This is a genomic window from Limnospira indica PCC 8005 (assembly GCF_000973065.1).
In the GTDB taxonomy this organism is placed as follows: Bacteria; Cyanobacteriota; Cyanobacteriia; order Cyanobacteriales; family Microcoleaceae; genus Limnospira; species Limnospira fusiformis.
The window spans coordinates 1,676,938-1,689,894 of record NZ_FO818640.1 but is presented as its reverse complement, the minus strand read 5'-3'; the positions used below and the strand labels follow the sequence as shown (position 1 = coordinate 1,689,894).

The 12,957-nt window shown below is 45.5% G+C and carries 16 protein-coding genes; 10 read left to right on the top strand and 6 right to left on the bottom strand.

What is annotated here, in order from left to right; translation table 11 throughout:
- Positions 1-142 precede the first annotated feature (142 nt).
- Positions 143-1,438 (top strand): AMIN domain-containing protein, encoded by a 1,296-nt coding sequence (locus XZ46_RS07445; protein ID WP_008049392.1) that lies wholly within the window; start codon positions 143-145, stop codon positions 1,436-1,438.
- A gap of 6 nt (positions 1,439-1,444) precedes the next feature.
- On the opposite strand, the gene XZ46_RS07440 is transcribed toward XZ46_RS07445, so the two are convergent.
- Together XZ46_RS07440 and XZ46_RS07435 are read right to left on the bottom strand one after the other, a co-directional pair.
- Complete coding sequence (locus XZ46_RS07440) at positions 1,445-1,963, bottom strand: DUF3172 domain-containing protein (RefSeq protein WP_006620705.1); 519 nt, start codon at positions 1,961-1,963, stop codon at positions 1,445-1,447.
- A 105-nt stretch (positions 1,964-2,068) separates the two neighbouring features.
- On the bottom strand, positions 2,069-3,289 hold the full coding sequence (locus XZ46_RS07435) for a M20 metallopeptidase family protein (protein WP_008049391.1): 1,221 nt from the start codon (positions 3,287-3,289) through the stop codon (positions 2,069-2,071).
- 195 nt (positions 3,290-3,484) lie between these two features.
- Here XZ46_RS07435 and XZ46_RS07430 point away from each other — a divergent pair, with 195 nt between their 5' ends.
- Together XZ46_RS07430 and pip are read left to right on the top strand one after the other, a co-directional pair.
- Positions 3,485-3,997, top strand: coding sequence for an FxLYD domain-containing protein (locus XZ46_RS07430; RefSeq protein WP_006620708.1), 513 nt, complete (start codon positions 3,485-3,487; stop codon positions 3,995-3,997).
- A 25-nt stretch (positions 3,998-4,022) separates the two neighbouring features.
- Positions 4,023-4,970, top strand: a complete 948-nt coding sequence (gene pip / locus XZ46_RS07425; protein WP_006670147.1) for a prolyl aminopeptidase — start codon at positions 4,023-4,025, stop codon at positions 4,968-4,970.
- A 79-nt stretch (positions 4,971-5,049) separates the two neighbouring features.
- Here the strand turns inward: pip and XZ46_RS07420 are convergent, their stop codons facing one another.
- Positions 5,050-6,048 carry an ABC transporter permease gene (locus XZ46_RS07420; protein ID WP_006620710.1) on the bottom strand — a complete coding sequence of 333 codons (999 nt, stop codon included), beginning with the start codon at positions 6,046-6,048 and terminating at the stop codon, positions 5,050-5,052.
- Positions 6,049-6,057: 9 nt separating this feature from the next.
- The gene (locus tag XZ46_RS07415) at positions 6,058-6,573 is read right to left on the bottom strand and encodes an adenine phosphoribosyltransferase (RefSeq protein ID WP_008049381.1); all 516 of its coding nucleotides are present in this window, start codon (positions 6,571-6,573) and stop codon (positions 6,058-6,060) included.
- A gap of 81 nt (positions 6,574-6,654) precedes the next feature.
- Between XZ46_RS07415 and XZ46_RS07410 the strand changes: the two genes are divergently transcribed.
- The 7 genes from XZ46_RS07410 (at position 6,655) to clpS (ending at position 12,199) form a co-directional block, all read left to right on the top strand.
- The gene (locus XZ46_RS07410; protein ID WP_006620713.1) at positions 6,655-7,260 is read left to right on the top strand and encodes a DUF3038 domain-containing protein; all 606 of its coding nucleotides are present in this window, start codon (positions 6,655-6,657) and stop codon (positions 7,258-7,260) included.
- A complete protein-coding gene (locus XZ46_RS07405) occupies positions 7,257-8,348 on the top strand; it encodes a DUF4335 domain-containing protein (RefSeq protein ID WP_008049380.1) in 1,092 nt (363 codons plus the stop codon). Before XZ46_RS07410 ends, XZ46_RS07405 begins: the two co-directional genes overlap by 4 nt.
- A gap of 28 nt (positions 8,349-8,376) precedes the next feature.
- Complete coding sequence (locus XZ46_RS07400; RefSeq protein ID WP_006670150.1) at positions 8,377-9,234, top strand: OmpA family protein; 858 nt, start codon at positions 8,377-8,379, stop codon at positions 9,232-9,234.
- A gap of 36 nt (positions 9,235-9,270) precedes the next feature.
- Positions 9,271-10,254 (top strand): methionyl-tRNA formyltransferase, encoded by a 984-nt coding sequence (gene fmt, locus XZ46_RS07395; protein ID WP_006670151.1) that lies wholly within the window; start codon positions 9,271-9,273, stop codon positions 10,252-10,254.
- Between the two features lie 68 nt (positions 10,255-10,322).
- Positions 10,323-11,306, top strand: coding sequence for a sugar transferase (locus tag XZ46_RS07390; protein WP_006620717.1), 984 nt, complete (start codon positions 10,323-10,325; stop codon positions 11,304-11,306).
- A 5-nt stretch (positions 11,307-11,311) separates the two neighbouring features.
- Entirely contained in the window at positions 11,312-11,749 is a 438-nt protein-coding gene (locus XZ46_RS07385) for an ATP-binding protein (protein ID WP_008049378.1), read from the top strand.
- A 156-nt stretch (positions 11,750-11,905) separates the two neighbouring features.
- Entirely contained in the window at positions 11,906-12,199 is a 294-nt protein-coding gene (clpS, locus tag XZ46_RS07380) for an ATP-dependent Clp protease adapter ClpS (RefSeq protein ID WP_006620719.1), read from the top strand.
- Here the strand turns inward: clpS and XZ46_RS07375 are convergent.
- Both XZ46_RS07375 and XZ46_RS07370 read right to left on the bottom strand, forming a co-directional pair.
- On the bottom strand, positions 12,196-12,435 hold the full coding sequence (locus XZ46_RS07375) for a DUF6737 family protein (RefSeq protein ID WP_006620720.1): 240 nt from the start codon (positions 12,433-12,435) through the stop codon (positions 12,196-12,198). The two genes, clpS and XZ46_RS07375, sit on opposite strands and share 4 nt — an antisense overlap.
- Positions 12,435-12,947, bottom strand: a complete 513-nt coding sequence (locus XZ46_RS07370; RefSeq protein ID WP_006620721.1) for a MogA/MoaB family molybdenum cofactor biosynthesis protein — start codon at positions 12,945-12,947, stop codon at positions 12,435-12,437. The genes XZ46_RS07375 and XZ46_RS07370 overlap by 1 nt, the downstream gene beginning before the upstream one ends.
- Between the last annotated feature and the right edge of the window lie 10 nt (positions 12,948-12,957).

The following is a 12,957-nucleotide window of genomic DNA, read 5'->3' as shown; positions in this document are numbered from 1 at the left end:
GAACTCCAGAGATGAGCTATAGTAGCAATCATCTCAGAAAACTTTTTTTGATGTGGCGATCATGCAAAACAAGTATAGACCGTTTCCAGTGTCACTTGGTTTTTCCAGTGCCGCGCCAACCCAACCACTCCCAATCGGGAAATTGACACGGCCGCGGTTCCCTAGTCTTTTCAAATTAGGTCTAACTACAGCGATCGCCACTTTGATAGTAGGTACAGAGGCGATCGTCAACACAGTTTTAGCCGTTACCGTTCCCCAGTGGACCCTCAACCCCAATAACGGAACCGTTCAAGTCCAACTACCAGAAGGAGTTAGACCCCGACTAGCCGTAGTCCAACAACCCAGCCGCATTATTATCGACCTACCAGATACAGATTTAGGTGTTAATGTCACCGAACTCTACGAGTCCGGCTTAGTGCGTCGGGTCAGCGTTAGCCAACTTGAACCCACCGTAGCGCGAATGACAGTTGATTTCGCTCCTGGCTTCATTCTTGATGACAGAGAAATTCAACTCAGACGAGTTGGCGTAGAAAATCAGTGGGTATTGCGTCCCGTTTTGTTAGCCCGTCGTCAACCCCCCGCAGAAAATAACTTAACCACAACCCCCATAACTCAGTCTCCCACATCCGCCAATATTTCCCCCCAATTAACCCCCCAACCACGCCCCATCAGCGCCTTACCCAATCCTCAACCCCAGCCTTTCCCAGATGTTGAGTTTCTGCGAGTCCCCCTAAATCGCCCCACCCAAACCAGCTTGGTGAGACCAGAGCCACTTGCTCAACAAGTCGGAACTCAAATTCTCCCCATGTCTAACACAACTGCAGCTATCCCCTTTGGTCAACCTCTACCCACAGAATTACCACCACCTAGCCAAGGTTTTCGACCCGTACCAGAACCCCAACGCCCCGACCGTCGTATTTTATTACCCGTCGGTACAACTGTCACTCTCCAATATCCTGGAATTGACGATGTGCGCCTAAAATCCCAATTCAACCGCCAAGATGTTTTACTTTTGCAAGGGGGAATTGTAGACGCAGCAGGTAATTTTGTCGTACCTCCAGATACCCCTGTCGTCGGAAGGTTTGAAACCACTAATCAGGGAACCCGTTTTGTCGCCCAAGCCATTAACTTAGAAGGTCGTAGCATTCCCTTTGTGGCTGAATCAACTTGGATTCCAGGTGCGAGACCAATTAAGCCGGAAAATGTGGCTATTGGGTCAGGAGTTGGCGGTTTGGGAGGATTACTCGTTAGTGGTTTTGATGGATTGGGATTCCTAGCTGGGGCTGTGGGAGGGGCTGTTGTTGGCGCTATTAGTTCCCCTCAACAGCATATTCTTGAACCGGGTCAGGTTGTCCAAGTCCGATTGGTTCAGGAATTAGCCCAAAATGACTTTTTGCTAGGAATCACCCCAGCTTTACCAACTAGCCCACGATTTTAAAGGGTTTTAAAAGCGATCGGACTCCGGTCTAGGACGGTTCGGGATGAGACCTGATTGATTCAGAAAATCGTTCTGGGCGCTATTGTTTTGGTAAATACAGCTTACCTCTGCATCATCGTTCAGGTCTCCCGTATAGCCAAAGGTGTTCATCCGGTGTTTACAGTCTCTTTCCTCTTCCACGGTGATCAGGTTCCGCTGTCTCAGTAGAGCCCAGTTACTGGTCCGCAAAACGCATCCCGGTTGCATCCGAGGTTGAGCGACGAAAACACTAAACGGGTTCAGGGTCACAAATACCCGTAAATCTGTCACCATGGCACTGGCTCCGAATTTAACACAGATTTCTGGGTTGGGAGCGCTGCGATCAATGAATTCGCTGGATGCTACATTCTGGGGGGTTAGGGTGGCGGTGGAACTTATCGCCATACCTATACCAATTCCCAACACCAGAACGCCTGCTATCACTGCCATCGCGGTATAGTTAAAGGCGGAAGCTATGGGAGATGTGGGCTTAGTTCTACGTTTCATGAGCTTTTGGAATACCGTGATCAATTTTTATTCTCTACCGAGAGCTGCATTTTAAGGCTCTGCACCCTATTGTAGACATGACGATCACTCTTTTGGGTTCAGCAGTTAGGATTTTTCACCGCTAAACTTTTCTACACACCGCACAAACATTTCTACCCCCATACTTAGGGCGGTTTCGTCAAAGTCAAACCGAGGATGATGGTGCGGATAAGCTAAATTGCGATCGCTATTAGCAGACCCCATGAAAAAATAACACCCCGGTACTTCTTGCAGGAAAAATGACATATCCTCACCTCCCATAGTCTGACATTTTGGCACTATCCCCGCTGGCGTTTCTACCACACATTCCGCCACGCTTCTCACCAAATTGGCTAGGGATGGATCGTTAATTACTGGCGGATAATTGTGTTGATAATTTAACTCATATCTCGCCCCATGACTTTGACAAATTCCCGCCACAATTGACTCGATTCGGTTGCTAAAATATTCATTAAATTGAGGATTGAAATAGCGGACTGTCCCCTTGATTGTCGCTTGGTCTGCAATCACATTATGAGCATCTCCAGCATGGAAAGAACCCACAGTAACCACGGCAGACTCTAAGGGGTCAACATTCCTTGCTACAATGGTTTGCAGGTTATTAACAATTTGGGAACCTAACAAGATTGCATCTATGGTTTGATGCGGCATCCCTCCATGTCCCCCTTTCCCAAATATGCGACATTCAAAGATATCTACCGCCGCCATTAACGCACCAGCACGCACCCCCACCGTTCCCAATGGCAAATTATTCCACAAATGCAACCCCAAAATTGCCTCAACATCAGGATTTTTTAATACCCCAGCTTCAATCATGGGCAATGCGCCGCCTGGCCCCTCTTCAGCAGGTTGAAAGATTACTTTTATTGTACCACACAAATCCTGTCTGTGTTGCGATAAATAATAGGCAGTTCCTAGGGCGATCGCTGTATGTCCGTCATGACCGCAAGCGTGCATAATGCCATCATGACAAGATTTATAACTCACCTCATTTTGTTCTTGAATAGGTAAGGCATCAAAATCCGCCCGAATTGCTAAAACTGGCCCCGGTTGATGACCTTCAATAATGGCTACAATTCCGGTTTCGGCAATTTGTGTTTGATGATTAATTCCCCATTCCTCTAGTTTTTCGGCAATAAACTTAGCGGTTAGTTTTTCTTGAAATGCTAACTCTGGGTATTGGTGAATATGCCGCCGCCACTTAACTAACTGTGGCTGTAGTGCTTGAATTGCCGGGCGAATTTTCTCGGTGCTGACCCGGTGGGGAGTGGAGACAGTTGCAGTCATAGATGATTTATAATGGCTGTGGGTGTACTAATTTTATCATGATTTTAGCAGATAATCAGCCCTAGGGGAATTCTGCCTTTTTCTTCCTCTAGGTGATGAAAATTGACAGCGATCGCGATAAAATTGGAGTGGTGCAGTCCTTAGCAATTCCTGCCTAGGCTAACCACCATCATCAGTATATATCAGATTTGACCTATGTTAAGTTATTCGCGGATTTTCTTAATTTCAGCATTAGGACTGGGAACCTTACTCCCTAACCCGGCTATATCAGTTCCCCATATAGTGGTTTCATCTCCATTGTTATTAGCCCAAAATCAACCCTTCCAAATTAGTGAAATGCAAATGGTGACTAATGAAACCCTCACCGCCGGACGTTATACGGTAGAAGGTAAACTGACTAATCAGAGTTCAGAGGTAGTGCGATCGCTACAAGTAGTTTATCGTTTATACCGTCAGGAAGGTAATATTTTAGTGGAAGTAGAAAGCCACCAAGCCACCGTTAGCCCAGGGGAGTTACAACCTGGAGAAACTGGTAAATTTGGCTGGGCTTTTGCGGAGGTTCCCCAGGTGTTTTTCATAGAAGCGATCGCCTCAGAAGACGGAACCACAGAAATTAATCAGTGCTATGCTGATGGTTTAGCTAGGCGAGAAATGTGTCGCCTACAGCTTAATCCTCAAGCCGTTTATCCCCTCATTATCAACAACTAATTACCAACCATAGGATAACTCAAACATGAGCCAACTTTACCCTCCCATAGAACCCTACGCCGAAGGCAAACTACAAGTTAGTTCCTTACATACCATTTATTTTGAACAGTCCGGGAACCCAGAAGGTAAACCAGTGGTGATACTTCATGGGGGACCCGGCGGCGGATGCTTACCAGAATATCGTCGATATTTTGACCCCGAAAAGTGGCGAATTATCATGTTTGACCAACGGGGATGCGGTCAAAGTATCCCCCATGCAGAATTAGAAGAAAATACGACTTGGCATTTAGTAGAAGATATCGATCGCCTGCGAAATCACCTAAATATTAACAGTTGGGTGGTGTTTGGTGGTAGTTGGGGAAGTACCCTATCCCTAGCCTATAGTCAGACTTACCCCCAACATTGTCAAGGGTTGATTTTGCGGGGTATTTTCATGTTAAGAAAAGCCGAACTACAATGGTTTTATCAGGAGGGAGCCAGCTACATTTTCCCTGATGCTTGGCAGGAATATATCAAACCTATTCCCCCAGAAGAACGTCACGATTTAATCTCAGCTTATTATCGTCGTTTAACCAGTGATGACCCCCAAATACAATTGGCGGCGGCTAAGGCTTGGTCAATTTGGGAAGCCAGCACCAGTAAATTATTGCCAGATCAGCATTTAATCCAAAGATTTGGTGATGGCAATTTTGCCACGGCTTTCGCTAGAATTGAATGCCACTATTTTGTCAATCAAGGTTTTTTTGAATCCGAAGACCAACTATTAGTTAATGTTCAGCGTATCCGTCATATTCCAGCGGCGATCGTTCAGGGTCGTTATGATGTAGTTTGTCCCATGAAAACCGCCTGGGAATTGCATCAGGCTTGGCCGGAAGCCGAGTTAATTATTATTCCTGATGCTGGACATTCCATGAGTGAACCAGGCATTCAAAAAGCGCTAATTGACATATCAGATAAATTTGCCACCTTATAGGTTAGATACCCTCTCCCAGTGTAGGAGAGGAGAGGGGTGAGGATGAATATAACCGGGGTATGACGCACCGGAGGGGGGATTAATTCAGGTTTTCGAGTTTGATGCGAGGGTCTACTGATTTTAAAAGTAAATCCGCCAAAAGATTACCCAGAATCAGCATAACAGCACCCATCATTAAACTAGCCATAACTAGATAAAGGTCCTGTTGTCTAACTGCTTCTAAAGTTAACCTTCCTAGTCCCGGCCAGTTAAAAAAGGTTTCGGCAATAAAAGCGCCGCCTAATAAACTAGCGAATTCAAATCCTAATAAGGTAATTAAAGGATTGATGGCATTTCGGAGAGCGTGAACATAAATCACTCGGTTTTCTGGGAGACCTTTAGCGCGCGCCGTTTGGATATAGTCTTGACGTAAGACATCGAGTAATTGACCGCGCATGAGTCGCTGTAAACCCGCGAAACTGGTTATACTTAAAGCCAGGGTTGGTAAAATCATGTGCCAAGCAATATCACCGATTTTCCCCAAGAGAGACAAATCAGGATAGTCTATGCTGGTCATACCTCCAACGGGAAAAAGAGGGGAAGTTTTTTGGGCTAAAAATAGTAACAGTAAGGCGGTGATGAAACTGGGGAACCCTTGACCAGTGTAGCTGATTACTTGTAGGGTGCGATCGACTCGGCGGTTTTGATTAACGGCGGCCAAAATTCCTAGGGGAAGTGCGATCGCCCAAGTTAGAATGAGGGAAGAAATAGCTAACAGTAGGGTAGCGGGGACTCTTTCCCAGAGTAAATCCGTGACCGATCGCTGATTTTCAAAACTATAGCCAAAGTTCCCCCTAGTGACAATTTGGGTGAGCCAATTCCAATATTGGATAATAGGAGGTTGGTCTAATCCGAATTGTTCTCTAAACTGATTGAGAGTGTCCTCAGAAATTTGGGGATTATTGATATATTTATCAAGATAATCACCCGGAGCCAGTTGGACGATCGCAAAACAGAGTACAGAAGCCAATAGCAGAGTAATCAGCGCCTGAAAAAGTCGTTTCGCCACATACAACAAGTTATCAGAGTCAATGCTCATATTTTTTTTTCAGTGATAATCTATTAAAGTGACAATGGGGACATCAGGTAATTGATTTCGTCCCCCCAAGGCCTTTAACTCGATGATAAAAGCAAAACCCACCAAATGACACTGAGCCTCTTGTACCAATTGAGCCGTGGCCGCCGCCGTTCCCCCGGTAGCTATCAGATCATCAACAATCAGAACCTTGCTACCTGGTGCCATGGCATCAATGTGCATTTCCAGGCGATCGCTCCCATATTCTAACTGGTATTGTGCAGCGATGACCTGTCCTGGTAGCTTCCCAGGTTTTCGCACGGGGATAAACCCACAACCCAACTGATAAGCCAGGGGAACCCCAAACAGAAACCCACGGGACTCCATACCCACGACATAATCTGGGGAGAGGCGATCGCACTTATCCTTCAAAGTGTCAATCGTATAACGTAAGCCCTGAGAATCCCTTAACAGGGTAGTAATATCTCTAAAGACAATACCGGGCTTAGGAAAATCTGGGATATCGCGAATAAAAGATTTAAGATCCATCAGGGTAATGTAAATATTAGGAGATTTGCTAACCAATCTTTAACTATATATTGTGTTGGAATCGATGTTGCCGTGAGCATAATGCAAGTAGAACCCTATCAAACTAATTTAAACCCAGTCATATTAGACAGTTTGCCGGATATACCCATCTCCGACAAAGGATGTCCCCGTCGGGCGCGATTACAAATCGACCTGATGTTACTAGCCATTGAAGCCCTCGCCCTGGGGAGTTCCGAACGAATGCTGGTCAAGATATCCGAGTTAGAACTGCAAGGAATTATCCCGAATCGAGTGGTATTATGGCGACTGCGTAGCACTAACCCCCTGCGACGCTACAGCCAACGACAACCCCTCACTCTGAAGGAAGCTAAAGCCCTAGTGGTGATTATTGCCATGATAAGTCGAGAGTTAACAGTGAGAATTCGCCAGTTGCTGATTGACTTTGAGCAAATGCAGCGCAAGCAAATCCCCATAGAACAGCATTTGCAATTATATAGCTATCTGGAAAGGTTCCAGGCTCACTTCCGTAGTCGGATGAATCCTCGGCGCGCGGGTGTAATTGCTTACAACTCCCCAGAGAAACTCAATGATTTAGCGATCGCTTTGCTGGGAAAATTGCTATTCTGTACAGGCACGGCAGGGATGCAACGGTTTTGGATGAGTCTGTTTGATGGAGAGATAGCATGACGATTATACGTCAGTACAGTTTGCCTAACTGCAAGCTGATTTTGCATGGGTTGAGTAGTCCCACAGATAATACCTCAGAAACTCGGCCCCGTTTATCGCGATTGATGAATGCGGAGTGCCATTTTGTCGGTTATCCTCAGCCTATTGTGGGAGGGAAAGAGTTTTTCGAGTGTTTACTGCAACGGGTGAGTCAATACGCCCAAGAATTTCTCAGCGGCGTATCACATCCCCCCTCTGCTAACACTGCTGCTGAGGTTCCTATGGTGGAGTTACGCAGACTAGACGGCAATTTACACCGCCTGATTGTCCGTAATACCCCGTTAGATGGGGATTCCCAGATGAAAACCGATCCGACATCCCCAGTGGAATTAGATTTAACCACGGTGCAGTTATTTGATCTGGTGGAAGCAGTGGATCAGTTTTTCGCTGATTCTGGGACTTTACCTGAGCTTTCCTTGCAGTTAAAAGCTATTCCTAAGCGTTATACTAAGGCAGAGCAATCTGTTACCCAAAGGGCGATACCTGTAGCGGTAGGGGTGTCTGGATTGGCTATTGCAGCGATCGCATTATTTGCTCTGCCAGTTCCAGAGGTTCGGCGACCCCTAGAACCTAATCCTCAAGAGTCCACAGAAACCCAATCACTATCAGAAACTGAAAGACCACCATCAGCCGGACAATCTCCACCACAGGGAGTTAATACAGACACAGAGGGGGAAAATACCACTATTGGCGAACCCGGTGCTACCATTGGCCAGTCTAATTTACAACCTAATTTAGTCTCACCGCCATCTATTGATGACCCCCAGGAAATTGAGAGATTACAGCGAGAATTGTTTGCTCAGATAAACCAAGCATGGGTTGCTCGCATTAACCGAACCCTAGTTTATCGGGTTACAGTAGCCAGTGATGGCAAAATTATAGATTATGAAGCAGTTGAGGATGTTACCCCAGAGGAAGAGGCTCCCATTCCCCTATCAGAGTTACGCTTTCAGCAGGTAGGACCTGACCCAGCAGAACCCCAAGCGGATATGATGGTGATATTTAATCATCCCGCAGGTCCGTTAGAAGTGCGTCCTTGGGAAAACTGATAACCTAATGGCAATTGAGGGTAAATTTATGGCAGATCCAAAACCAAGTAAATCTTCCCCTAAATCCAATTCCGGGGTTTTGGTGGGGCTGTTGTCCTTCATTTTTCGTCTGTTATTGTTGGGGGTAGGTAGTGCTGTGGCTTGGGTAGTGGGAATGGCTGTAGCTCAAGTTTACCCGAACACCAGTTCGGAAATGCCCCTAACTGAACAGTTATTAAGGCGCGAGCCAGCATATCAACCCTCTTTCCCAGACCGAGAAACTCCTAGACTCACTCCCCCCAAAGCGTCGCCTACTTCCCTAACTCCGGAAGTCCAACAAACCTTACAACCCCAACTCCAACAATTACAACAAGATCTCAATGCCTTGATCGGTCGCACCGCCGCCCTAGAAATTCAAATCGGTAATAGTCGGCCAGCAGAAACGTTGGAGAGACGCTTACAAATTATAGAACAGCAATTAACAGCCCCTAGCTCCCCGGAGGCGGAAAATATACCCCCACCAACTCCCCGCACTGCTAGGTCTAGATCTGGAAGTGGCTTGATCATGACTTTACCCAGTGATATTTTATTTAACCCAGGTAGTAGCACTTTGCGCCCTGGGGCTAATGTGATCCTGGATAACTTGATTCCAGATCTGCAAAACTATCGGGGGGCAGTAGTGCGGGTGGCAGGTCATACTGATGATAGCGCTCGCCGTCAGCAAAATCTGGTTTTGTCCTCTGCACAGGCGGAAGCAGTGGTGCAATACCTCTCTAATGCTGTGGACTACCAGGCTTATCATTGGGTGGCGATCGGTTATGGTATGACTCGCCCAGCGTTGGAAAATACCTCGGACATCAATAGACAACTTAACCGCCGCATTGAAGTTGCCATTACCCCCCCCTGAAAAACCTAAATCTAAACACAAAGGGAAAATTTATACATGAGACTGGTTTTTTTTGGTACGCCTGAGTTTGCTGTGCCTAGTTTGCAACGATTATTGACTGATGAGCAATTTCAGGTGGTTGGGGTGGTTACTCAACCAGATAAACGACGGGGACGTGGTAGTAAAACTAGCCCTTCCCCGGTAAAGGCGATCGCATTATGTGCAGGTCTACCAGTTTGGCAACCCCGTCGCCTTAAAAAGGATCCACAAACTTTGGCTAATTTGCGGGAAGTTGAGGCTGATGTTTTTGTGGTAGTCGCTTATGGACAAATCCTCTCCCCGGAACTTTTGCAGATCCCTAAATTAGGATGTGTCAACGCTCACGGCTCGATTTTACCAAAATATCGCGGAGCGGCACCTATTCAGTGGTGTTTATATCATGGCGAGACTGAAACCGGAATTACTACCATGTTGATGAATGAAGGCATGGACACAGGACCCATGCTATTGAAGAGTTACACCCCCATTAGTTGGGAGGACCAAGCAGCTAATTTGGCTGAACGTCTCGCTAATATGGCGGCGGAACTTTTAACGGAGACTTTGCTACAAATGCGATCGCAAACGATACAACCTATTCCCCAGGATGATACTCAAGCTACATTAGCGCCTCTCATTCAGCCAGAAGATTATCAACTTGATTGGTCGAAGTCAGCAGTTGCCCTCCATAATCAAATTAGAGCCTTTTATCCCCATTGTGTCACTACCTTTAGGGGACAAAGTTTGAAAATTAGCGGCTCGGTTCCCTTGGGTTCTGTTCCCCAAATAGAACTTCCTCCACCATTGGCTCGTTTGTCTACCGCCGATCTTAACCCCGGTAACATTGGGGAAATTGTGGCGATCGCCAAACGCTTCGGCCCAATTGTTCAGACCGGGTCAGGATACCTATTGGTTTCCGAAGTCAAGTTACCCGGAAAACGGGTTCAGTCCGGTTGGGATTTTGTCAATGGCACTCGTGTAGCGATCGGAGAAATTCTTGATTAAAATTAGAACTATGCAACCCCAATAATTTGTGTAAGTTTAAATACACCTACTAGCATTAAGAGACTAATATGGTCAGTCCTAGCCCAGAAGTTAATTTTCCTGTCCATTTTCAAAATCATATAGCCTGGGTCAAAATTCCCGATCGCCTCAGTGTATTGGAGGCTGTGGATTTTAAGTCAACTTGTCATAATCTCGTTTTGGGAGATCAGGTTCCACAGGCTATTATTCTCGATTTTAGCGAGACTACATTTATCGATAGCAGCGGAGTCGGTGCCTTAGTCAGTAACCTCAAAGCCGCCAAAAACAAAAATGTGGAACTTTTGCTAAAAAATGTCAGTCCCCAGGTAATGGCGGTTTTTTCTTTAACATCCCTTGATCAGGTTTTAACCTTTCAACAGGATGAACCCGCACCTCATGGGGATAATAGCCAATTACCCGTTACTCATCCTTCCGTTCGCTCTGTGGTTAAACGCTCTATTGATATTGTCGGCGCTCTAGTCGGATTAGTAATTACTGCAGTTTTATCTATTCCAATTGTCATTGCTATTCGCTTTGATAGTCCTGGTCCGATTTTGTTTGGTCAAATTCGTTGCGGTTGGATGGGTAAGCGTTTCCGTATGTGGAAGTTTCGCTCTATGGTGATTAATGCTGAAGAACTCAAAAACACAATTCCTAATCAGGCGAAAGGTCAAATCTTTAAAAATGATCAAGACCCCAGGATTACTAAAGTAGGTCGGTTTTTGCGGCGCACTAGCCTGGATGAATTACCTCAATTTTGGAATGTTTTAATGGGGGAAATGAGCCTAGTCGGCACTCGACCACCTACTCCCGATGAAGTCGAACGTTATGAGGTTCCCCAATGGCAACGCCTAGATGTTAAACCCGGTATGACTGGAGAATGGCAAGTCGGCGGGCGATCGCAGATTAAGGATTTTGAAGATATTATTCGCCTTGATCTCAAATATCAGGAAAACTGGAGCTTGATGTATGATCTCAAAATGATTGTCCGCACGATCGTCATTTTGTTCAAAAAAAATAGTGGTGCAATGTAAGATTAATGGAAGATGAAAGTCTACTAATGCGATCGCATCTTAAAGTAGGTACAGATCTACTGTTTTTAGAGGAAGTATTACAATGGTTTGATCAGATAACTACTCCCTTTTTGCCTCCCGATCTGAACTACGAATGCAAGATTGCTATTACCGAAGGGTTCACTAATGCGGTTCGTCATGCACACCATGGATTATCTAAAAACACTCCCATTGATATTCAGGTGAAGATTTTATCTAATTCTATCGAAATCAAACTCTGGGATTTTGGTCAACCTTTTGATTTCCCCAAAACCCTGCATTTTATTCTTAACGAAAAGATTGCACCTTTGGAAAAGGAACAAGGTAGGGGTTTGATTTTGATGTCTAAACTCACTGATGAAGTAACTTATTGTCGCCTGGATGACCATCGTAACTGCCTAACTATGCGACGACATTTCTCTTAACTTTCAGTGATTATATAGAGTGCATCTACTAACTATACCCACCCTAAACTAATTCTCTGAGATTATCTGAGATTATCTCAGACTGTGACATTGTATAATATAATAGATTTGTGATAAGTACAAAATATTGATTTAGTCAAACCCTAAACTAGAGCTATGATAGCCTCACCTACCACTACACCCAGTCGTTCTAGTCAAACCGTCCGTAAGCCTTACCCTAACTATAAGGTAATTGTCCTTAATGACGATTTTAATACCTTTCAGCACGTCGCTAACTGTCTGATGAAATATCTTCCGGGAATGACTAGCGATCAAGCCTGGGAGTTGACCAACCGCGTCCATTATGAAGGTCAGGCGACCGTGTGGGTAGGCCCCCTAGAACAAGCGGAATTGTACCATACCCAACTCAGTCGCGAAGGTTTGACAATGGCTCCCCTAGAAAAAGCCTAATCGTCACCTTCAGCATCTGACATCATAGCCGATCGCATTAATCCCGGCCAGATCAGCAGGAAAAATCCCATCCAGGTCAGGACGGGAACCCCTACAATTACCGATAGCCAAACCTGATGAAAGATTAACCAACTCCCGCTAATTAAGCTAACTCCCGTCAGCATAATTGACCACGGTTGACACCACCAGGGTTTATAGTCCCAAGGATTATCACTTGAGGGTTGATTTTGATTCATTAACTGCCTTTTTGTAATTGCTTAACTAGATGAACTAACTCAGGTAAAATCAGCTTTTCCATAGCTAGTTTAACTGCTCCTTGGGAACCGGGAACCGAAAATAATAGAGTTTCCCGATATACCCCGGCGGTGGCGCGAGAGGCGATCGCACGGGAACCAATATCATCGTAACTCAAAAACCGGAACAGTTCCCCAAAGCCAGGTAAAGTTTTTTCTAGTAACCCCTCAATAGCATCATAAGTCGTGTCTCGTGGTGCTATTCCCGTTCCCCCATTCACAATCACCGCCTGAATTTTAGCATCACCACAGCATTGATTAAGCGCCTGAGTAATCAAGTCCGGTTCATCTTTAATTATCACATAATTTCCTAGATGATGACCATTATCTCTCAGCATTTGCTTAATCAAATCACCGCTTTTATCCGTGGACTCAGTGCGAGTATCACTCACAGTTAAAACCGCACAATTGACGCTAAAACTACCGCTATCTGGGTGAGGAATTGAGCTACTCATAACCATCCTT

Coding starts and splice junctions, on each gene's coding strand:
- XZ46_RS07440 (WP_006620705.1), bottom strand. CDS start 1,963: ATGAAACGTAGAACTAAGCCCACATCTCCCATAGCTTCCGCCTTTAAC.
- XZ46_RS07435 (WP_008049391.1), bottom strand. CDS start 3,289: ATGACTGCAACTGTCTCCACTCCCCACCGGGTCAGCACCGAGAAAATT.
- XZ46_RS07430 (WP_006620708.1), top strand. CDS start 3,485: ATGTTAAGTTATTCGCGGATTTTCTTAATTTCAGCATTAGGACTGGGA.
- pip (WP_006670147.1), top strand. CDS start 4,023: ATGAGCCAACTTTACCCTCCCATAGAACCCTACGCCGAAGGCAAACTA.
- XZ46_RS07420 (WP_006620710.1), bottom strand. CDS start 6,048: ATGAGCATTGACTCTGATAACTTGTTGTATGTGGCGAAACGACTTTTT.
- XZ46_RS07415 (WP_008049381.1), bottom strand. CDS start 6,573: ATGGATCTTAAATCTTTTATTCGCGATATCCCAGATTTTCCTAAGCCC.
- XZ46_RS07410 (WP_006620713.1), top strand. CDS start 6,655: ATGCAAGTAGAACCCTATCAAACTAATTTAAACCCAGTCATATTAGAC.
- XZ46_RS07405 (WP_008049380.1), top strand. CDS start 7,257: ATGACGATTATACGTCAGTACAGTTTGCCTAACTGCAAGCTGATTTTG.
- XZ46_RS07400 (WP_006670150.1), top strand. CDS start 8,377: ATGGCAGATCCAAAACCAAGTAAATCTTCCCCTAAATCCAATTCCGGG.
- fmt (WP_006670151.1), top strand. CDS start 9,271: ATGAGACTGGTTTTTTTTGGTACGCCTGAGTTTGCTGTGCCTAGTTTG.
- XZ46_RS07390 (WP_006620717.1), top strand. CDS start 10,323: ATGGTCAGTCCTAGCCCAGAAGTTAATTTTCCTGTCCATTTTCAAAAT.
- XZ46_RS07385 (WP_008049378.1), top strand. CDS start 11,312: ATGGAAGATGAAAGTCTACTAATGCGATCGCATCTTAAAGTAGGTACA.
- clpS (WP_006620719.1), top strand. CDS start 11,906: ATGATAGCCTCACCTACCACTACACCCAGTCGTTCTAGTCAAACCGTC.
- XZ46_RS07375 (WP_006620720.1), bottom strand. CDS start 12,435: ATGAATCAAAATCAACCCTCAAGTGATAATCCTTGGGACTATAAACCC.
- XZ46_RS07370 (WP_006620721.1), bottom strand. CDS start 12,947: ATGAGTAGCTCAATTCCTCACCCAGATAGCGGTAGTTTTAGCGTCAAT.